Annotated in this window: 24 protein-coding genes; 10 read left to right on the forward strand and 14 right to left on the reverse strand. The window is 43.1% G+C overall.

From position 1 onward, the window contains the following. The first annotated feature begins 189 nt into the window (after positions 1–189). Positions 190–1,215 (forward strand): lipoate--protein ligase, encoded by a 1,026-nt coding sequence (gene lplA, locus ACYQ0Y_RS05265; protein WP_407884883.1) that lies wholly within the window; start codon positions 190–192, stop codon positions 1,213–1,215. Between the two features lie 230 nt (positions 1,216–1,445). Here the strand turns inward: lplA and ACYQ0Y_RS05270 are convergent, their stop codons facing one another. After that, a complete protein-coding gene (locus ACYQ0Y_RS05270; protein WP_407884881.1) occupies positions 1,446–1,877 on the reverse strand; it encodes a MarR family winged helix-turn-helix transcriptional regulator in 432 nt (143 codons plus the stop codon). 348 nt (positions 1,878–2,225) lie between these two features. Beyond that, positions 2,226–2,699 (reverse strand): MarR family winged helix-turn-helix transcriptional regulator, encoded by a 474-nt coding sequence (locus ACYQ0Y_RS05275; protein WP_407884879.1) that lies wholly within the window; start codon positions 2,697–2,699, stop codon positions 2,226–2,228. 382 nt (positions 2,700–3,081) lie between these two features. Between ACYQ0Y_RS05275 and ACYQ0Y_RS05280 the strand changes: the two genes are divergently transcribed. After that, on the forward strand, positions 3,082–3,510 hold the full coding sequence (locus ACYQ0Y_RS05280; RefSeq protein ID WP_407884877.1) for an ArsC/Spx/MgsR family protein: 429 nt from the start codon (positions 3,082–3,084) through the stop codon (positions 3,508–3,510). Positions 3,511–3,746: 236 nt separating this feature from the next. On the opposite strand, the gene ACYQ0Y_RS05285 is transcribed toward ACYQ0Y_RS05280, so the two are convergent. Beyond that, entirely contained in the window at positions 3,747–4,508 is a 762-nt protein-coding gene (locus tag ACYQ0Y_RS05285; RefSeq protein WP_407884875.1) for a CPBP family glutamic-type intramembrane protease, read from the reverse strand. Between the two features lie 233 nt (positions 4,509–4,741). On the opposite strand from ACYQ0Y_RS05285, the gene ACYQ0Y_RS05290 reads away from it, so the two are divergent. Together ACYQ0Y_RS05290 and ACYQ0Y_RS05295 are read left to right on the forward strand one after the other, a co-directional pair. Beyond that, positions 4,742–4,921 carry a hypothetical protein gene (locus tag ACYQ0Y_RS05290; RefSeq protein ID WP_407884873.1) on the forward strand — a complete coding sequence of 60 codons (180 nt, stop codon included), beginning with the start codon at positions 4,742–4,744 and terminating at the stop codon, positions 4,919–4,921. A gap of 307 nt (positions 4,922–5,228) precedes the next feature. Beyond that, complete coding sequence (locus ACYQ0Y_RS05295) at positions 5,229–5,786, forward strand: TetR/AcrR family transcriptional regulator (RefSeq protein WP_407884871.1); 558 nt, start codon at positions 5,229–5,231, stop codon at positions 5,784–5,786. Between the two features lie 93 nt (positions 5,787–5,879). Here ACYQ0Y_RS05295 and ACYQ0Y_RS05300 read toward each other — a convergent pair whose 3' ends face one another. The 6 genes from ACYQ0Y_RS05300 to ACYQ0Y_RS05325 form a co-directional block, all read right to left on the reverse strand. After that, the gene (locus tag ACYQ0Y_RS05300) at positions 5,880–6,314 is read right to left on the reverse strand and encodes a MarR family winged helix-turn-helix transcriptional regulator (protein ID WP_407884869.1); all 435 of its coding nucleotides are present in this window, start codon (positions 6,312–6,314) and stop codon (positions 5,880–5,882) included. A 189-nt stretch (positions 6,315–6,503) separates the two neighbouring features. Continuing rightward, entirely contained in the window at positions 6,504–7,328 is an 825-nt protein-coding gene (locus tag ACYQ0Y_RS05305) for an alpha/beta hydrolase (protein WP_407884867.1), read from the reverse strand. Positions 7,329–7,443: 115 nt separating this feature from the next. Then, positions 7,444–7,767 carry a thioredoxin gene (gene trxA, locus ACYQ0Y_RS05310; protein ID WP_407884865.1) on the reverse strand — a complete coding sequence of 108 codons (324 nt, stop codon included), beginning with the start codon at positions 7,765–7,767 and terminating at the stop codon, positions 7,444–7,446. A 108-nt stretch (positions 7,768–7,875) separates the two neighbouring features. Next, positions 7,876–8,976 (reverse strand): lactate oxidase, encoded by a 1,101-nt coding sequence (locus ACYQ0Y_RS05315; RefSeq protein ID WP_407884863.1) that lies wholly within the window; start codon positions 8,974–8,976, stop codon positions 7,876–7,878. 122 nt (positions 8,977–9,098) lie between these two features. After that, entirely contained in the window at positions 9,099–9,875 is a 777-nt protein-coding gene (locus tag ACYQ0Y_RS05320; protein WP_407884861.1) for a TerC family protein, read from the reverse strand. A gap of 19 nt (positions 9,876–9,894) precedes the next feature. Further along, complete coding sequence (locus ACYQ0Y_RS05325; RefSeq protein WP_407884859.1) at positions 9,895–10,791, reverse strand: RluA family pseudouridine synthase; 897 nt, start codon at positions 10,789–10,791, stop codon at positions 9,895–9,897. A 151-nt stretch (positions 10,792–10,942) separates the two neighbouring features. On the opposite strand from ACYQ0Y_RS05325, the gene spxB reads away from it, so the two are divergent. The 6 genes from spxB to ACYQ0Y_RS05355 all read left to right on the forward strand — a co-directional run bounded on the left by spxB (position 10,943) and on the right by ACYQ0Y_RS05355 (position 17,138). Continuing rightward, positions 10,943–12,688: a pyruvate oxidase gene (gene spxB / locus ACYQ0Y_RS05330; RefSeq protein ID WP_407884857.1), complete on the forward strand. Its 1,746-nt coding sequence runs from the start codon at positions 10,943–10,945 to the stop codon at positions 12,686–12,688. A gap of 186 nt (positions 12,689–12,874) precedes the next feature. Continuing rightward, the gene (locus ACYQ0Y_RS05335) at positions 12,875–13,405 is read left to right on the forward strand and encodes a GNAT family N-acetyltransferase (protein ID WP_407884855.1); all 531 of its coding nucleotides are present in this window, start codon (positions 12,875–12,877) and stop codon (positions 13,403–13,405) included. A gap of 32 nt (positions 13,406–13,437) precedes the next feature. Continuing rightward, positions 13,438–13,899 (forward strand): MarR family winged helix-turn-helix transcriptional regulator, encoded by a 462-nt coding sequence (locus ACYQ0Y_RS05340; protein ID WP_407884853.1) that lies wholly within the window; start codon positions 13,438–13,440, stop codon positions 13,897–13,899. Between the two features lie 91 nt (positions 13,900–13,990). Continuing rightward, positions 13,991–15,127, forward strand: coding sequence for a VanZ family protein (locus ACYQ0Y_RS05345; RefSeq protein ID WP_407884851.1), 1,137 nt, complete (start codon positions 13,991–13,993; stop codon positions 15,125–15,127). Positions 15,128–15,152: 25 nt separating this feature from the next. Further along, positions 15,153–16,199: a YdcF family protein gene (locus ACYQ0Y_RS05350; RefSeq protein ID WP_407884850.1), complete on the forward strand. Its 1,047-nt coding sequence runs from the start codon at positions 15,153–15,155 to the stop codon at positions 16,197–16,199. A 21-nt stretch (positions 16,200–16,220) separates the two neighbouring features. Continuing rightward, positions 16,221–17,138 carry a magnesium transporter CorA family protein gene (locus tag ACYQ0Y_RS05355; protein ID WP_407884848.1) on the forward strand — a complete coding sequence of 306 codons (918 nt, stop codon included), beginning with the start codon at positions 16,221–16,223 and terminating at the stop codon, positions 17,136–17,138. Between the two features lie 244 nt (positions 17,139–17,382). Here the strand turns inward: ACYQ0Y_RS05355 and ACYQ0Y_RS05360 are convergent, their stop codons facing one another. The 5 genes from ACYQ0Y_RS05360 to ACYQ0Y_RS05380 form a co-directional block, all read right to left on the reverse strand. Then, positions 17,383–18,360, reverse strand: coding sequence for a linear amide C-N hydrolase (locus ACYQ0Y_RS05360; protein WP_407884846.1), 978 nt, complete (start codon positions 18,358–18,360; stop codon positions 17,383–17,385). Next, complete coding sequence (locus ACYQ0Y_RS05365) at positions 18,361–18,993, reverse strand: TMEM175 family protein (RefSeq protein WP_407884844.1); 633 nt, start codon at positions 18,991–18,993, stop codon at positions 18,361–18,363. Then, entirely contained in the window at positions 18,990–19,454 is a 465-nt protein-coding gene (locus ACYQ0Y_RS05370; protein ID WP_407884842.1) for a MerR family transcriptional regulator, read from the reverse strand. The genes ACYQ0Y_RS05365 and ACYQ0Y_RS05370 overlap by 4 nt, the downstream gene beginning before the upstream one ends. Before the next feature lie 20 nt (positions 19,455–19,474). Then, positions 19,475–19,963, reverse strand: coding sequence for a GNAT family N-acetyltransferase (locus tag ACYQ0Y_RS05375; RefSeq protein ID WP_407884841.1), 489 nt, complete (start codon positions 19,961–19,963; stop codon positions 19,475–19,477). A 485-nt stretch (positions 19,964–20,448) separates the two neighbouring features. Then, positions 20,449–21,108, reverse strand: coding sequence for a histidine phosphatase family protein (locus ACYQ0Y_RS05380; protein WP_407884839.1), 660 nt, complete (start codon positions 21,106–21,108; stop codon positions 20,449–20,451). Positions 21,109–21,167 lie beyond the last annotated feature (59 nt).

The raw sequence follows: 21,167 nt of genomic DNA on the forward strand, positions 1-21,167 counted from the left end.
TGCAGAACAAATATTTAAATATGGTACACTAAGAACGTTTGCGAGCTACGCTACACGCAAGCAAAGCATGTTGGGGCTGGTCAACATGCTTTTTTTGCTCCATGAGCTTCATTTAATTTAGTCTCATGACTCCCAAAAGTCGTAGAATAAAATGTGTAAGCGAATACATTTTTAAATTGGAGGACACAGATGTTCTTATATGATGTAACGCGCAATGGTCAACCGGTCTATGATCCCATCGTTAATCAATCTTTAGATAACTATCTAGTCAATGATTTACACTTATCCGGCCATGGTCTAATGATTTATGTCAACCAACCAGCAGTTATTATCGGCGTTCATCAAAATGCCTATAACGAAGTCAACCTGCCTTACCTAAAAGATCACAACATCAAACTTGTGCGTCGCACTTCTGGTGGTGGCGCTGTCTATCACGACTTCGGAAATTTAATTTTTGAAAATATTGTTATCGGAGACACCAGTGATTTTGGCCATTTCAATGTCTTCGCAGATCCAATTTTAAAAGCCTTACAAGCCATGGGGGCCACTCAAGCACAGCTTCGTGGCCGAAATGATATGGTGCTTGGCAACCAAAAATTCTCTGGGATGACGATGTTTAAAGCTGGCGATGCCTTCGCAGCTGGTGGCACCTTAATGTACAACTTGAATCTTGAAGCTGCTTCCGCTGTTTTGACGCCGGATGCGGAGAAATTAGCCTCCAAAGGAGTTGGCTCAGTGAATAGTCGGGTGACTAATATCATGTCTTATTTGCGACCTGAATTTCAAAATCTGTCCATTGAACAATTTAGAACAGAATTATTGAAACGTGTTTTTAACGTTAACGATTTGTCAAAGATCGAAACTTACCACCTTAATGACCATGACTGGTCGATCATTGATCAGCGTCTCGCCGGTAAATATGACACTGATGCTTGGAACTTCGGCAAGAACCCTGGTTACGACCAGTACCGCAGTCACCATTTTGATATTGGCACGGTGGCCTTCAACTTTAGCGTAAACGATCAGCGAATTTCCGCTTTCAAAACGTATGGTGATTTTATCAATGGTGGCGATCCGGCGATCGTTGATGCAGTCATGCTTGGTGTGCCATTCACTCAGCAAGGTCTCACAGCTGCCCTAACTGCCGGTGACTATCAGAGCAATATCGGCAACATGCCGGTTGAAGAGCTCGTAAATCTGATTTTAGGTCATTAATTATCGGGTAAAAAATGAGCTAGGGGCCCGCTTAGTTAGTAGCAAAAAAACGGTTCGATTTTCCTGGAATTATCGGAAATCAAACCGTTTTTTGCTTCGAATTAATATTGCTTGGTGCCAAATAAGAAATGGTGCCAAGGATCGCCAGCTGTATTGATCGTTTCCAGTAAAATCGCAAAAGCTCGGCCATTCCATTGTCGATCATCACTGTCCGTTTGAAACTCTGCCTCTCAAGCAGTAATCGCTGACTCAATCGTTTGAATCGCGCTCAGCAAATTTTCTGACCGTTGCTTCCCCAGCGTTTTAGCCAACTTTTGAAACCGATCTTGATGAGCTTGATCTAGCTTTTCAACAATCGCTTCGCCACTGTCCGTTAAGTATAAGAATTTCTTACGTCGATCAGTCGGATCCTCCTGCTGACGAATATAACCAAACTTAATCAGGCCGCTGATTTTAGCCGATACGGCCGGGCGAGAGACCCGTAGCATCTTGGCCAAATCCGCTAACAGCCACTGTTCGTGTGTCTTGATGGCTTTCATGATAAGCCACTGTTCATGTGAAATTCCTGCGGCCTTGTCCGGCACCCCGACAAAGTCATTAATAAACTGTCCAACAAAAAAATATTCTTGTTCAAAAGCTGAAAATAATTCATTGTCTGTCATAAAGAACTCTCCTAATCAATCATTTTTAACCTCATTTATCTGAGGATACGACCATCAAGACTAACGAAATAAACGTTTCATCCTTAATAAATTATTTGTTAAATTGTATACCAAAGCTATGTTACACGCTAAAAAAGTTACTCAAAATATATTATATTGCTAATAATCAATTAAATATTACACCATCATCTTTATAAATGGTATCTTTATCACAATGTTTTTTAAATCATTTTGTAGCATCACTCCTGGTATGCCACGTCACTTGGCTTACTTGCAACAAAAAAAGTAGTGTCTGGTTAATTCCAAACACTACTTCTATATATGGCTCTATTCGTTATCATTGACTGTTTATTCATGGTTTCGCAAATGTTGCGTATTTGTCCATGGATCATTCGGTACTAATTCTTTTTCAATTTTCTGTACAATAAGCAATGCTCGTTGCGCTTCTTCGCGTCCCAATACCGCTAGCCATTCTTGAAAACGTTGGGCATGGATATCTCGGAGCTTTTTTAAGATTTTTCTCCCCTTGTCGGTGAGCTTCAGAAATTTCTTACGCCGGTCTTCGGGATCCTCTTGTTGTTCAATGAGGCTCATTCGTACCAACACACTTATTTTCGAAGAAACCGCCGGCCGAGTTACATGCAGCATGTCAGCTAAATCGGCGAGTAACCACCGATCATGTTCTTCAATTGCTTCTAAAATCAGCCACTGCTCGTGCGACAAACCATATTCACGATCTGGAGCGGAAATAAACTCGCTCAAAAAGCGACCCACGAAAAGATATTCCTCATCAAATGCACGCATCAGTTCTAAATCTGTCATTTGTTACTCCCCCAAACATTTCACTTAACTAAAACCGGTTTTAAAAATCATTAGACAATTTCACTGTACAAAAAATATTAAGCCGGTATATCAATAAATCGATAGCCATACTATACCACTTTGCTGTATATACAACTGATCGAATAAATTCTTTTTGGAAATTCTTCATCATTTTCGCGCTTAAAAATATCCAATGATAACTAGTTCCACCATATATGCTAAACCGGGTGAACTATATTTTCTTGATGGCAGCATTGGTCTAAACCGCTCTATACCAGTCTTAACCATCCATAAAAAAATTTATTTTGTACAACTTAAATGATGTACAAGGTTTACTAAAAGTATTATACTCAGGTTAATCAAATATGAGGGGGCCATTATTATGATTGACTTATACACTATTACTTCTAACTTACCTTCTAGACGGGCAGTGAATTTTCTTAATGAACACGGGATTGAATTTCGTGAACATCCAATCAGCCGCACTGGTACCAAAATTGATCTAAATGATTTAAAGCAAATGTTGGCCGCTTCTGAAAATGGCGTTGACGGCCTTTTATCCCATCAATCTTCTTCATACTTAGCCTTAACACAACACCATAATCTTGATGAAATGCCACTCCATGAACTTTTATCTTTTATTCATGATGATGCTACATTATTGCATTTTCCGATTATATTCGATTACCAACACCACCTTCTTCAAACTGGCTTTTCAATCAATGAGGTTCGGACCTTCATCCCTCGCCAGACACGCGAAGCTGAATTCTCAAAGTTATTGAAAGCGCTTAACGATACGGATGCCAGTTGATTAATTGTGGCAACAAGTTAAGGCCGTTCACTTAACTATTTTTAACAATAAACCAGCTATCTAATTCAAAACAACTCACTTATTAGCCTATTTATATAGTAGCTTTGTGATTAAAAATAAACACTGGTCGTTGCCGATGGAGCAACAATCAGTGTTTATTTTTTATGGGTGCTTTTACAATCTTTCTCGTCGATGAACCAGCGGGCGTATTAAAACAATCTCATTAATGTCAACTACTACAAGTGCCTGAACCATGTCGCTCCCGCCAGCATTAAAAAGAACATCGTATCGAAAGTATAATGCATTGCAAATGAAGTCCAAATGCTTTTTGAATACAAATAAGCTCCTGTCAAAAAAAGACGAGTAACGCCAATTAAAACCAACATCTGAATTAAATTCCACTGATAGACAGCAAAATGAACCATGCCAAAAACAATAATTGAAACCGCCAAGGAACCCCAGATTGCCACATTACGTCTAAAATGAAATTGCTTCATTAGAACGGCCGCAAAAGCCAAGAAAATAAAAATCCCTAAAAACTCTTCATTCATCAGTTCAAATAAATCATTAAACGCCTGTTGGAAAAAGACCGACCAACGATGTTCACCATTCAGCCCGATCCCCGCTGGGTTTTTAGCAGTCGTCACATTAAGTGCTCTAAAGACAGACTGCATGACGACGGCATAAACAACCTGCAAAACAAACATCATCAATGTGTGCCGCCATTCCTTACCAGTCACACGTCCGAACAATGCCCATGGTCGTTGCCCACTAATTAGCCGATATGAACTCAATAAAACAATTGTCGGTACTAACGCCAGTACAACGAATTGAAGCCATACGCTATTCATCGGATAATACTTTGAAACTAATACAACGCAAGTAAAAACGCCAATCGGAAAAATAAACAGTCCCCAAAGTCGACCAATCGAAACATTATCATCGATGATTGGCATTGGTCGTCGATCATCCTTCCGCTCAAAAAAATTCTTTTCCACTATGTTTTGTCCTCCATTTAATTTAACAATAATCTTATCTAATTCATAAGCAATATGTCAAAGCAAACCGATGACAAGTCGATTCAATTAGTCCCACATTTTCTCAATTCGCTTTCAAAAAAAGCGACCGAACGCGCCGATTTTTTTCAAGGATTCAGACACTTCTCATTCAAATTGTGGTAAATTTAATTGTAGACATTTTAGTTGTAAGCAACTAAACCGGAGGCATCAAAATGAAACAATGGATTATTAATGTAAACGATGACGATGCTCAATTAATTAATTGGTTATATACACTGCAAGCCAGTGATCAGAGCCAAGCACTCATCTATGACGATTTGACAGACTATTCAAAAGAACTCATGGCCCTTTTAGAAGCCGCTCGAGAGAACAACCGAATGAGTCTGCAGTGATGCTTAGACTTCGCTTTTTAAATTTTCACGAGTAGTCGACTCAACCAAGCTAACGAGAAACACGTTGAAACCATCTCACTTAAGAGCTAGTTTCAACGTGTTTTTTTGTTGAACTTTCGCCTAACTAGCTGTGCATCACTGATTACTAACAGCTAGCAAGTTCCACCAAACACAGCCAATGTTATGCTTGACGTTAATTGATCAATGTATGATAAGATACTGCTGAATAGTTAACGGGTGTAGACAAATACACAAGTAATCAAATAGCATGTTAATGGCTATGCCGCTTGAACCTTTGAGGTGTCTGATGACCAAGGATTTTATGTTCTTATCTAATCGTGAATTAAAAACACAGCAGCTCTTTTTAACATTGGTTGATTTATTGGCGGATCATCCATTAGCATCAATTAAGGTCACTGTTTTATGCCGGCAAGCTGGCATTTCACGAACTTTTTTCTACCGTCATTTTAAATCACCAGAAGACATCATTGCTAGCGAATTCACCCGCCGTCGAGATCAATATTTGCATACCCTCGTTCGCGAACAGATTCACGACCCTTTCGCTCAAACTGTTCGCTTCTTTGAACTCTTTAATAGCTTTCGCGAACCTGCTAAACAACTCATTAATGCCAATCTACGCTACATTTTATATTTTCATTTCCGTGACTGGCTCAAGAACCTTGTAGAAACTCAGTTATTGCAAACCACGCTCCAGAATCCCAAATATTGGACTGTTTATCTGGCTGGCGGGTTAAGCGAAATGATTCTGCTCTGGTTACAAAATGAGCCTCCCCAATCTCCTGAACAAATGGCGCAGATGGTATTTAACTTCATCAATATCCAGACCAACCCAACTGACAATTAAATTTAAAGCGAAAAAGTGTGGTATATAAGTCAGTCATTCAGCTTATATGCCACACTTTTTCGCTCAGGATTTTATTTTTTAGTTCAAGACATCTTAAGATACCGCTAGAACTGTCCGCGCCTTTTTGATAGTTTGAATGAACTGCTTAGCTTCCTCATAGCCGACTTGTTCCACCATATGATCGAATAAGTGTGCGTGTTCAGCCTCCAATTCTGCCAACACCGTCACACCCTCATCAGTAAGTTGAAGAAATTTCTGTCGCCGATCAGCTAAATTTTCCACCTGGCGGACTAATCCTAATTTTAACAATCGCTTCAATTCACTGACCACCGTGGATTGCGAAGTCTCCAATCGTGTTGCCAAATTAGTCATTAAGCAATTTTCATCTGCCGCAATCCCTTTTAAGACAAGAAAATGTCCGTAAGATAAACCATGGGGACGGTCCGGTTGCGAAATATATTGACTCAAAAATTGGCCAACGTAGAAATACACATTTTCATAGTCACTGATTAAATCATCATTTTCCATGACTACCTTCCTTCACATTCTTAATTATGGTTGGTTAGTTCCTAATCTAACTTTACAAACTATTATTTTATGCTAATACCCCTTGATTGTCAGCAGCAGTGAAACATTTTCGATAAAAATGTTTCACTTTTAGAACACAATAACAGCCTCGTCATTGCGATTCATTAATCAATGGCGCCGTGTGTGCGGTTAGGACCGCCCTCCCCACAAGAACTCAACGATTAGCCGATCTACTCGCGGATTTTGATGTAACAAATAATGAATGACAGACACACCACCATTTAATGTAACGCTTCGATATGTTTTAACCCGGTCCTGCAATAGTCGACCTAATTGCTGATCACCATGCACTGAAACGCCTAAATCACCGCCGGTATTCGCAAAGTTACCGGCGATATTTAAAACTCGCGTCGCTCTAGGGAATCGATTAGCTGCTTCCTGTTCACGTTTACTAAATGTTGTTGCGATATTAATGAATTTGTTTGTCTGTGGATATCGTTGACGATGATTGGCCGCCGGACCAGTTAAGTATTGATAAATAATATTACAGCCTGACGAATGGCCCACGAAATTAACCGAGTCGATGTGCTCTTGCTGCCTTAATAGGTGCATAACACCGGTTAATTGGTGAGCTTCTCGCTTGGCGTTGTGATTATCAGCAAAGAGTACCAAAATCAGCGGATTCCGATGGCCCAGTGGTCGATGCTTATCAATAGTCGCATGACCGTTCTTAGCGACGTGAATCGTCCATACTGCTTGAGCTAATCCATAACGTTGTAAACGTTGGTTCATCGGACCAAACGTCAGCCAGTTACTGTAATCTCCCGAAACAAAGACGGTCGGCCGATCACTATAGTTCACTTGAACATGCTCTAATTCTTTTTGCTCGCTTGCTTCCCAGCCCACTACCACACCAGCTAGAATTAGAATGGCACATAAACAGATGATCAGCCACCGCACGAAACGATTCTGGCGTCGAGTCGACGACTTTGCAACTTTCTGACGTTTACTCACAGTGACATCTCCTTTTACGATGAACTACATTATACCGCAACCAATCAATCGAGTGACGGAACCGTAAAAAAACGCCTCCCACGAGGAAGAGGCGCTGACTAAACTCAATTTTTAATTAAAGTTCCATCAATTTAGCGTCCAGATAACGCCGTAACTTATCTTCTGGATAGTAACCAGCAACTTTTTCCGCGGCTTTTCCTTGTTTAAAGATCACCAGACTAGGCACACTCATTACCTTATATTGTTCAGCTAATGCTTGATGATCATCCACATTCAATTTCAAAAAGTGAATTTGATCGCCATAGCTATGCTCTAACTGTGCAAGTACCGGTTCCATCATTTTACAAGGGGCACACCAAGGAGCCCAAACATCCAGAACTGCTAAACCACTAGCTGTTGCCGCGTCAATTTGTGCTTGTGAAGAGACTGCTTGCGCCATCCATGTTCCCCTCCGTTTCTTTCATTTTGAATGAAGTTAGTATACGTTAACCTCAGAAGAAGAACAAGACTGGGTGCGCCTAAGTGTTTTTGGATACCCACAGTATGCTCACCGCCATAGCAACTCTGTTTGTTTAACAGCTTCAATAGTCTTTGTACCTGCTAGTTGCATGGTAATCGTCAGCTCTTGATTAAAGTGCTGAATAACTGAACGAACACCATCGATCCCGCCAAGGTTTAGACCGTAGAAAAGTGGCCGTGCGAAGGCCACGACATCAGCCCCGCTCGCTAACGCTTTAAAGGCATGCTCGCCACGACGAATTCCTGAGTCAAAAATAATCGGCACTTGATGATTGACTGCGCTGGCAATGTCTGGCAGCACATCAAATGAAGCCGGTCCACCATCGAGCTGACGACCGCCGTGATTTGAAACCCAAATACCACTAGCACCGGCACCAATGGCAGCCATTGCATCTGCTGGTGACTGAACACCTTTGACAATAACCGGTAAATTCGTGTAGCTGGCAATTGCATCAATATCCGCTAAACTCAATTTACGCTTAGCCTTAGCATAAATCTGCATGATATTTAACCCCTCGCCGCTGCCGTCGTTAGCTGAATAATCAGCTAAATTGATCATCGGTAGTGGGAACTGAAACCCGGTTTTGACGTCAGCTTCACGATATCCACCTAATGAGGCATCAGCCGTTAAAATAATTGCTCGGTAACCAGAGGCAACTGCTTGATCCAAAATCCAGTGATTAAAGCCATCATCATTGCTCATATAGAGTTGGAAAAATTGTGGGGCACCGTGACCGGCCTTCGCAATATCGCCCACTCGTTCATTTGAATAGGTTGAAGCAGACATAATCGTGCCTTCTGCCGCGACCGCACTAGCCGTTTCTAATTCACCATGTTCATGTGCTAACCCATGAGCGGCGGCAGGCGCATCAATCAATGGTGTTTGTAGGGGAATCCCAAATAATGATGTTTTCAAATCTGGATTCTCTAAATCCTGTAACACGCGGGGCACAATTTGAGCATGATCAAAAGCTCGCGTATTTTCGGCCATGGTCCATTCCGTCTCTGCACCACCTTGAATATAACCAAAAGCACCTGGCTCCATGTTCGCCTTAACCAAGGGTTCCAAGGCCGCTAAGTCATCGATCTTCAGCGTTTGTTCTGCAGTACTTGCTTGATATTCAGCCATGATCCTATCCTCACTTTCAAAAAATGCATAATCTCCACTCTAACATCATTGTTTTCTTTGTATAACGTCATCATAAAACAAAAATCGACCAACACGATGGCCGACTACTTGTGAAATGTTTATTATTTCCTGCGATCTGAGCAACGGTGAAATCGTGATCGGAGCCAATGAATCAGTAACGTGACTAAAACAGCTGCTAAGATGACCAAGCCAAACGCACGTGAAGAAACCTCAATATCAATCTGTGGGACAGACAAGACTAATTTGACTGCAATCAGTGCGATCAAGACATACGCCATCGTCTCAAGCTCTGGAACCTTGCGCATCAAATTCATGATCACTTCTGCAATCCCACGCATACATAAGATACCAATTAGCCCGCCAATTAATACAATTACAGCGTTATCTGAAATTGCCAAGGACGCTAATACAGAATCGATCGAGAAGACAATGTCCATCAATTCAATTTGAATAACCACCGTCCAAAATGGTGATAGGCCAAACCATCGCCGCTTTTTTGAGGTGATCGTTTGGCCCAGTGGATGACGTTTTTGTTGCGTCATTAAGTGACGGAAATAGCGATAAACCAAATACATTAAATAACTAGCCCCAATCACTTTAATCCACCAAAAACGAATCAAATAGGTTCCGATCCCGATGATGAAAAATCGGAACACATAGGCGCCCCACAAGCCGTAGAATAACGATTTTTCTCGTTCTTGTAAATTATCGAGGCCGGTCGTCTGTGCCGCTAACACGACTGCATTATCCACTGATAAGAGGCATTCAATCAAAACCAATGAGCCAACGATGAGCCAATCACTACGACTGGTTAAAATCGTCGCCCAATTCTGTCCGTCAAAAAACGGACCGTATAATTGCTTAATTACATCCAGCACTCAGTCAGGCCCCTTTTCATCAAACTAGCAACGAGAAATCTTTGGGCAACGGGGCCGTAATCATCATATCGGTTTCATCTAGCGGTAACAGCAAGTGTAACTGATATGCGTGTAACATCAATCGCGGCGCAGCCAGAAGAGCTTTTGGCGAAGCATACAATGGATCACCTAAAATTGCATGCCCGTGGGCAGCCAAGTGAACACGCAATTGATGCGTTCGTCCTGTCCCTAAGGTTAATCTCACCAAACTAGCGGAAGTAGTTGTCTTCAAAACTTGATAGCTTGTTTGTGCCGTTTGAGCGTGATCGCCGTTAACTCGACGTTTACGCCGATCATTCAGATCACGGCCGATCGGGTCATTAAATTGACCAGCACTTTGTTCAAAATGACCAGCCACCCACGCTTGATATGTACGTGAAATCCGTTTGTCGGCAATTAATCGATCTAAAATAGGCACCACTAATGGCGTCTTGGCGATGATCATTGCTCCACTCGTCGCCATGTCCAAGCGATGGACCATGGCTGGTGTTTGGTTGACATTAGCCAACTGGGCCGTCAAAAAATTCATGACAGTTCCCGACTCATCGGGGCGATTCGGGTGGCTTTTGATACCACTGGGTTTATTAATCACTAACACATCATTATTTTCATATAATATTGGCAGATAAACGTGGTCATCGGGCAAATACCTTTGCACCGGTGTCCCCAAATTTTCTGCTCGCACGGTCAAGGACACTTGATCGCCAGTATGTACCGACATACTGTAAGGCTGGTACTGCCCGTTGACAACGACATCGTGGTTCACGCGTAAGTCGTGCTGCATCCGCTTAGGAATGAGCCAAGCGTTCAATAGCTGACGGACACTCACGCCAGCAAGTGGTGCAGGGACAGAATATTTGCTAGTCCACTTAGTCATGATCAATGCTCCTTTTCCTTCATTCACAATCCTCAACGGCATCAAGTGCAAATAGTCGCACTTTCATTCTATCGGAATTATCATAGACATTGTAGTTAGTCACGACTTTTATCTTTCTATCGACTATTTTAACGAAGTGGAGATGCATCAAATGGCAAAAATGATTGCAGGACAAGCATTAGTTAAGGTTTTGGAAGACTGGGATGTGGATCACATTTATGGAATCCCAGGTGGGTCCATTAACCACACGGTTGAAGGCCTGTACCTTGAAAAAGATAAAATTCAATATATTCAAGTTCGTCATGAAGAAGTCGGGGCAATGGCTGCCGCTGCGGACGCCAAATTCACCGGCAAGATCGGGGTCGCCTTTGGTTCCGCAGGCCCGGGTGCGACACATCTTTTCAACGGTTTATACGATGCAAAGATGGATCATGTACCAGTATTGGCCCTCGTTGGCCAAGTAGGTCAATCTATCATGAACACCAACTACTTCCAAGAAATGGATGAAGATCCGATGTTCGCTGATGTATCCGTCTATAATCGCACTGTTACGACCGCTGAACAATTGCCTTACGTCGTCAACCAAGCTATTCGAGAAGCTTACCGACAAAAGGGTGTTGCCGTTGTCACCATTCCTGAAAACTTATCTGCCACAGAAATTGACTATGAGCCGACTAAGACGCCAACCGTCGTTTCAAATAACTTTACGCAAGTTGTTGATCCGAAAGCGGTGAGCGACACGCTAGCAATGATCAAAGCCGCCAAACATCCTTTGATGTACATTGGGACTGGGTTAAAAGGTGCCCGTCAACAGGTCGATGGCGTTTCTGAACAGTTTAACATTCCAGTTATCTCTACAGTTCCCGGCACTGGCATCATGGAAAACGACCATCGTAATTATTTAGGTACCAACGGTCGTTTAGGCACTAAGCCTGGTTTTGAAGCCATGCAACACGCTGACTTAGTGCTCTTCATTGGATCCGAGTATCCATTTGCTCGTTTCTGGCCAACTGACGTCAAAATCATTCAAGTCAACGATAATTCATTTGATATTGGGAAAGTTGTGCCAATTGATTATGCAGTTATTTCAGATGGCAAGACGTATCTACAAGCACTCCTCGATAGCGGTGAATCAATGCCAGAGTCGGATTGGATGCGTGCTAACCGTACGAACCGTCAAAACTGGCTCACTTGGCTCGATCAACTCGCCGGTGATGACAGTAAAGGACTTGAACCAGAGGCAGTCATGAAAAAGACCCGTGAGCTGGCCGGCTCTAATGACACATATGGTGTTGATACTGGAAACGTATCTGAATTCGCGGTTCGTGGCGTCAAAATGACGGAAAACCAGCGTTTCGCCATCTCAGGATTATTTGCCACCATGGGTTACGGTGTTCCTTCAGGGATGGCCGGCGCACTGAGCGTTCCAGAAGGCCAAGCATGGAGCTTTTCTGGTGACGGTGGTTTCTCAATGGTCGTTCAAGACCTAATCACTGAAGCACGCTATCAATTACCAGTCATTAACATCGTCTTTTCCAATGAACGTTATGGCTTTATTTGGTACGAACAACAAGAAACCAAACAACACTTCTACGGCGTTGATTTAACTGGTGCCGATTGGGCAAAGGTCGCCGAGGGACTTGGCGCAGTTGGTCTCACTGCTACCAATCTTAAAGAATTAGACGCAGCTTTCGATCAAATCAAATCACTACAAGCCAGCGGCAACAAAAAGCCGATTGTGCTGAACGCCGTGATCGATCCGGAAGATCCTGTGGCAACAGCATTTATGCCACTTGATCCACAACAATTCGGCGAAGACACCGTTAAGGCTTATGCTGAACACTATGGCATTGACACGAAACAGCAACCTTCTCTAGGTGAAATTCTGCGGGGTTAATTCCAATATAAATTGTACGGATACAGGTCGATGACAAACGATTACGTTTTGTTCATGGACCTGTTTTTTTATTGGAATTAAACTTGTCGCTGGTCACGACTGCCACAGTCAGTTGTCAATTATCAAATCAAGGCATTTCACAGATGTATGCTAAAATTAACCGAATATCTACAGGAGGTCGATTGAGTGATTACACTGCAAACCATCACACCGCAAAATTACAATGAAGTTAACCAGTTGATTAAAATCGCTTTTGCTAGCGCACCACATTCAGATGGAAATGAGGCTGAATTGACGATGGCCCTGCGCCATGACAAAAATTATTCACCCACCTTGGAAATTGTGGCTAAGCATAGGACTGGCACGCTTATTGGACACGCCGCCCTTTCTGTGGCGACCATTCAAGAACAACCAACGACTAAAATCGCCGTGATGGCACCACTGTCTGTGTCACCAGCCTTTCAAGGACGGGGCATCGGCAGCAGCCTGATTTCAGAACTAGAAATGCGCGCGCTGAAAAATGGTTTTACCGCAATTAGCGTCATTGGCGATCCTGCCTATTATGAACGGTTTGGTTATCAACCGGCAATCAATTATGGTCTCACGGCCCCCTTTCAAATTCCTGATGAAAATTTTATGCTTCACGTTATTAATTCAAACACAACTCATTGCTTAACTGGCCAATTAATCTATGCGACAGCCTTTCATCTCATCTAATCTGCTAACATCACTCGATAGGAGATACTGTAATGGCTAAAATTTCGACCAAAGCACTAGCCACTCAAACCAGCGACCTCATTAATACACTGCAACATCTACCCCAAAGCAGTCAGTCAACGTCATTATCGCAAACAGATGCTGTCGCGCTGAGTAGAACTCAACGACATTTACTGCATTTAGTCGAGCAGTTAACACCACCCGTCACCAATCACGATCTATCAACAGCCCTGAACATTTCTCGACCAGCTGTGACCAAAGCGACCGCTAAACTAATTAAACTACAATTATTGACGAGTCAACCTGTGGCTAATGATCACCGCATCATACAATTTTGCTTAACACCAAGTGGCCAAAACGCGGTTAAAGATGGGCAAGCTATCGAACGACAGCAATTGAATCAATTGGAGACATTAGCCAATCATTTTGACAAAAAGCAACGCAAACTGATCGCGACTTACTTAGCGGCCTTAAATCAATTGTTGCAAGGGTAGCTGAACGTTTGATACTTGTTTGAATAATAACTAGCACCGCTAATATTATGCTAAAATGAGCGGTAAACTCACCGAGGGAGGCGGCTAATAAATGGGCCAATATTTGGAACCAATTCATGTCGCCATCATTGTCTTTCCACTATTAGCAATTGGCATGGCATTCCCCTTATTGGTGTATCATTATGCTAGATATGGGGCAATTTCAGCCTGGCAAGTGTTCGTCAATTACAGCTTTTATTTCTATTTACTATGCGCTTATTTTCTGATTATTTTACCTTTACCAACGCGCGCGGCTGACGCTGCTCTCACCACCCCGACAATTAATCTACATCCATTATTGGTTTATTATAATTTTCGTGCGACGGGATTCAGTCTACATCAACCGACCACTTGGTTAACTACGCTTCACGCACCTGGGTTTCAACAGCCTTTCTTCAATATTGTTCTAACGATTCCCTTCGGCTTTTACCTGCACTATTATTTCAAACGTAATGTATTGACCAGTGTCATGCTGTCCTTTGGTCTAAGCCTCTTTTTTGAATTGACTCAGCTTTCTGGCTTATACGGCTTCTATATCCGCCCATATCGACTGTTTGATGTGGACGACTTACTTTTAAATACGACAGGTGGTCTCGTGGGTTGGTTATTAGCACCTTTATTTACTTGGTTGTTACCAACTCAAGCTCAAATTGCGGCCACTAATCGTCGGCATGCCGTGCAAGTGGGCCTGATGCGCCGCCTCACCGCCTTTGTTTTAGATTGGCTATTGATCGGCATTGGCGTCGTGATCGTGACATTGGTGATGCGCGTCTTTAATTATGTCGTCCCCGGATGGCTACTAAGTGCAGTCGGCGTTCTGGGATTAATTTGGTTACCTGAACAACTTTTCAATGGTCGAACGATTGGGCTACGCGCTGTCCATCTACAAATTTGCTCGCTAAAATGGCAAACACCACGGCCTTGGCAAATTGCGGTACGTAATCTCATTTGTTACATTCCCCTTATCGGCCTGATCGCTCTGGCACAACCATGGTTCAGTCGACCGGCAAGTAACGGTGAACTATTACTTGCCGGAGCAATCCTCCTAACGCTTATACTCGACAGTCTGTTGGCCGTAATTATGCCCCGTTATCCCTTGCTTTTTGAACGACTGAGCCAAACGACAACCGTTTCATCTTATCGACCAGCAGCCAATCAGTTACATCAAACCAGAACCGAGCCTCACTAATTCGTCTATTCAGTAAGGAGTTTTCATGTTTTCATTAGATCAAGTCACTGCGTTTCTAATCTACTTCCCTGGGATTGTCTTTATCCTTGCTATCACCTTAGCCATCATTGGTTATCGTCGTGAACCCAGACGCTTACTAAATTCGTGGTTTATCGTAACCGGCGCCACTATTTTGTTAGGCTTACCAATTATCTTGCTCACGTCACTAGTTGATACCCATCAGCTTGGTTGGCGGTTATTAGGTTTGTTGGGATATGGTGCGTTAACGCTAGGTTTATTTGACTGGTTAATGCTCTTAGCTTGGCATGTCTCAAGCTGGCGGCATCATTTACGCCTAATTGGTTATCTGACGATCATCATCGCGCTTCTTTTAGCTGCGATTCCTTTTATCCCCGGCAATGTCTGGCCTCATGGGTGGCTAACCCCGCTACGCTACATTAATACCGCCCTAACTTTACTTGGTGGCTATATGGTGATCACCATCGCCGATTTTTTAGTCGCGACTTGGACTTATCCACGCCGCCAACACTTACAAGGCGCGGATTATGTGATTGTTTTAGGTAGTGGCCTACTGCATGGCAACCAACTCTCCAAATTATTGCAATCTCGTATCGACGTGGCCATTCAAGCGGCAACTGCTCAACAGCAACGCACTCAACAGTGGCCTATGCTCATCATGTCTGGCGGTCAAGGTGCCGATGAAACCGTCAGTGAGGCTAGTGCCATGGCAGATTATGCAATTGAACACGGTTATCCACAAACGGCTATTCGCCGGGAAGAAAAATCGACGAGTACCTTCGAAAATTTCCAATACGCCTTAGATGAAATTCATGAAGGTAAACCAGTTATTGATTTTGTCACAAATAACTTTCACGTATTTCGAGCTGCGATCATTGCCGCGAGTCTTAAATTGCCTAGCTTGGGGATTGGTGCACCAACCGGCTCCAACTATTACGTTCGTGGGCTAATTCGCGAATATGCCGCGTTAACCTGGCTCCACAAACGCCGCCATGAAATTGCCTTGTTAGTGGTTCTTATCTTGACCATCGCAATTCCTTGGTTCTACGGTTAAGTCACTTACAGGAGATACATTATGCTGACACCGATTGAGATCAATAATCATTTTGAATGGATCGACGTGCAAGATGAAACAGACGCTGAACATCAACGCCTCATTCATAGTTATAAATTAACGGAAGAGATGTATGGCTATGCCACCGATCCAAATGAACGAGCCCGTATTGAAATCGATAAAGAAAATGGAATTTCATTAATTATCTTTAACGTCATCACGGATACATCACCAGAAACTGCTACAGCACCAGTCGGCTTTTTATTTAAGGGCCGGCGTGTCTTTACGTTTACCAGTGGCGACACTGACTATGTACACAATATTGTGATTAATGCCAATACAGTTTTGAAGTTGCCGGTCATTGAAGAACAGCAACCCATTGATGCTATTTTGGGACTGATGTACAAATTAACGACCACTTACTTAGACAAAATTAACCAGATAGACCGCCGCCGCGCCCAAATTCAAAAAGCATTGAAGACAAATCCTGAACATAGCGCAATTAATGATTTAATGGATTTGGAAACGAGCTTGGTTTACTATCTGACTTCTCTAAAGACCAACACAGATATGCTGCAAGATCTTCAACGGCTTCCGGTCGTGCCCGTTAACGACGACCAACGCGAACATATCACCGATATTGTTGTTGAATCTCAACAAGGCTTGGAGATGGCTCAAATGGCTTCAGACGTGGTTGAACGGGTCTCGAACGCCTACTCAAATTTAATCGACAATAACTTGAATAACACGATGAAATTCTTGACTGCTTATTCCATCATCATGACTGTTCCCACCATCGTATCGGGTTTCTTTGGCGAAAATGTAAAGCTGCCATTTGAAACACATCCCTTTGGTTGGCAAATTACAATTGTAATTATGATTATCCTTGGTGCACTGGTGTATGCCGTTTTGCGCCATTATCGGTTCTTCGATCGTTAAGGCGGTCAAGTAAATGATATTGGTACCTGATCTTAATCAGGTAAGACAATCAGGCAGTGACATATCGTCCGCCACAGCCAAAGAGTCTGGGACAAAACTAAAATCTAAATAGCCAAAATACGGGACATAAGCCAAGTGGCTCCGCCTAAAAGCGACCTACGAATGATGAATAAACCATCATCATTCGTAGGTCACCCTTAGTGCTCGTCACTTACCGACTTATGTCCCGCTCTCAATTTTTGGACTAATTCAGCGTCTCAACTGTTAAATCGTTCTCAACTGGATAAAAGACTGGCTCCTTCCACGTTAGCATGTCATCTGTTAATTGAAGTTTTGTAATTGTCTCACGATTATACGGTTCAAAATAATACGCTCGACTTTCACAGACCGCTGCCGCCCGATACACTGAATACGTCTGCTGATGATCAGTATTTCGAGGCACGGCAACACCGTCAAGTAAGTGCCAACTACTAATAATGGCGCCGGCCTCATCCAGCGGTTGATTAGCGCGTTCTTTAAAATAAGCAGCGCGAATAAAACGAGAGGAAGGACTGTAGGAACCAGGCGGAATTGATTTGCCTGACAAATTCCCCGTTGTCACTTTCGCCGTATTTAATGGTACTTGTTCCGCCAAAAAAGCTGGTGTAAAAGTCATGTAATCATTCAATCGATCAATTTGCCGTTCAAAATTGGGGACATTGGTTAAAATACCAAGAGGATCATCCACAATTCGCATCGGAATCGTCGTGGGTTCGATCGCGACCATCCGGCCTGTACGATCGGCTACCGCAAAGTGTAACTCAGGACGTCCAAATTTATGATCGCTGAAAGTGTCTGCCATTAGTTCAATTTCATTGATATGCGCTTCAATTTCCGCAATCGAGTGAAAGTTTCCCAGCAGCCAAAATGCAAATTCATAGGGCGCCAATTGGACACGGTCGGTCCGCTTTATCTCTGCATGTTTAAAACCATTTGCAAACGTTAGTTTTTGCGCCGTCAATCCCCATTCGTTCACACCGTCGGACAAATCAATGCGTTCTGGACGTTGAAAAGCCCCACCTACCATCGCATATTGATTGGTATATTGGCGATGATCAAAATCGCTTTGCCACTGATAACCACGGGGTACAAATGCCGGTGTATTATCGAGCGTGGGCCAATCCATAGTCCGCGATAAAACATGCGTGCCATCAACGGCAATTTGAAAAATACTGGTACACATTTATGCCTCCGTACTCTTGGTTGATTGGTGCTGCTTACTTAAGTGTAGATAGGCGATAAAATGAAAAATAATTCCGGCGAGTAATAATAATCCGCCGACCCAATTGGACCAAATGGCACCAATAATGGCTAACCCATATAGAATCATAGACCGCACAGGATCCAATTGGACACTGTGGTCAATCACTAAATTAGTTGTACTCATTAATTCTTGATGATCATGAAGATAGCGATACAGCCAATAATAGACCGCTGAGATAAATAGTGCCACCGTCGCGTAGATCATGAAACCAGTGCGAACGTCAGTCGAATTTCCACTAGCAATAGCGGTAGCAACAAGAATCATTGGATAATCTAACAGCGTCACGCTGAACATTGAGAGTAAATTTAATAGGTTAAGATTCCGATCGATGACTTTTAGGCTGGCAAAATAATCATGGTGGAATAGCCAGAGTGTTCCAACATAAAAGTACGACACGCCATAGGCTAAAAATTCAGGCCATTGGTGCATAATTCCTTGCCACAGGTGACCGGTTCGATAACTAGGAACCTTAAATTCAAGAACTAAAATGGTAATCAGTATAGCAAACACACCGTCACTGAATGCTTCCAAACGTGCTTTTGACATGATCATTGGCGGCGATCCTTACTGACTAATACTTGTTGATAATGAACGTGATGATCCTCAACATAGGCGTAGAGCCGTAGCTGTCCAGCATCATCAAAGTCACCCAAATCAAGCATCATTCGTCCATTAATCTCTTCAAGGCCGTGATAAGCATCTAAAACAAAATTGCGTAACGTCAAGCCTTCTTGTATTAAAGCATCCGTCTGTGCTGAAGCCGCAGCCAAAGTGTATCCTTCATCCAACATCGTTTTTATCCCAGACACTTTCAAAAACGTTGCATACCCATACACACGTTGCTGTTGTTCGTCCTGTCGATCTTTAGAATTGATATACCCTTTCGTTTCCCAGTAGCGCAATTGTCGCGTCGAAACACCGGTCATCCGACTAATTTCTCCAATACCAAAAATTAACTTTTCCGTGCTAAAGATATGGCCACTATTCGATTCACGTAGGCTCGGCCGATTCATAGGTTCACCTTGTTTCTACATTAGTCTTCTGGATACAATTCTCTTTCCATTTTACGATGCCAAATGTTGGCTTCCAGGAAGGGTTGGCCGAAAACTTCAAAGGACTGTTTGGCATAAAAGCTAACTGCCGTCTCTTGTGCTTCCAAGTAAAGAGAACGATAACCATCGGCTTTAGCATCTTCGGTAATTTGATCCATCAATGCCCGTGCATAACCTTTATTGCGCGCCCAATCAATGGTGGCAACCCGTTGAATTTGCAAGATGTCTTTGTCCAATTTTGTGACACGCGCGGTTACAACTGGCGCATCATTCTCATAGCCAACATAATGGGTAGCCTGATCATCATGTCCATCAAATTCTAGATCTTGACTAATGCCCTGTTCGTCGACAAACACTGCATTCCGAACTGCTTTGGCGTCGTCGTAAATCTTACCTTCTTCGCCAGTTTGCTTTTCAAAATCAATCGCGGCTTGTTGCTTCTTCCGCTTACCAAAACCAAATAATGCCATCTAAATAAATTCTCCTTTTTTAAAACTCAGTGTGGAACTGGGGCGGTAGAGGCCGAGCACTAACAAGAGATTGCCGGTTGGCGCATTTTGCCAAGGGGAAATCTCAGGTTAGGCACAGACTTCTGCACCAGTGCAACACGACAATAAAACTCAGTGTGGAACTGGGGCGGTAGAGGTCGAGCACTAACAAGAGATTGCCAGTTGGCACATTTTGCCAAAGGGAAATCTCAGGTTAGGCACAAACCTCTGCACCAGTGCAACACGACAATAAAAACTCAGTGTGAAACTGGGGCGGTAGAGGTCGAGCACTAACAAGAGATTGCCAGTTGGCGCATTTTGCCAAGGGGAAATCTCAGGTTAGGCACAGACCTCTGCACCAGTGCATCACGACAATAAAACTCAGTGTGGAACTGGGGCGGTAGCTACTGAGTCCCGTTAGGCGCAGGTAATAGCACTAGCGCAGTAGCGGTTGTGCACTCACCAGCTTATTTCTCGTTGTAACCCAGTACTGTGATCTGTTGGTCATCCAACAACAGCCGTGTTACACTCCCATTTGCTGGTCGTTCGGATAGATCGAACTTGCCTTGACCATAACGTTCCATAAGACTAAGCAGTGTGTTGCCATGGCTAATCACGAGCACATTGTCGTCATCGTCAAGGTCAGCATTATTGCGAATCAAATCAAAGCCACGGTCAATGCGGGCCCAATATTCGTCGTTACTTTCTGCATCATGAAAGGGATCGGCTTCTTTCATTAAGTCTTTGGCTTTGGCGATAGAGTACTTTTCTTCAATCGCTTTAAACCCGTTTAAGCCGTGTGGGCGACCCACTTGATCCCAGACATAGTTCATATTTTCGCCTTCAAAAGAGCCATAGAACTGTTCTCTAAAAAAGGGGCTACTCAATGGACTGACTTGATTTGATAACGTATTAGCGGCCAAAATCATCGCGGCAGTTTGTTGGGCTCGGGTCGTATCAGAACAATACGCTGCTGCAAACCGAATTTCAGCCAGCCGCTGACCAGCACCCTTGGCGTCAGCGATACCCATCGCTGTCAATGGCGAGTTGCTCCATCCTTGTAATTTGTTATAAATGTTAAAATACGTTTGCCCGTGGCGGACTAAATACAACGTTACTCGAGCCACATCCATCACCCTTTCCAAATTAATTTATCTTTATTATACACGATCGTTGTCTGAGCAAG

The organism is Furfurilactobacillus curtus, assembly GCF_054657915.1.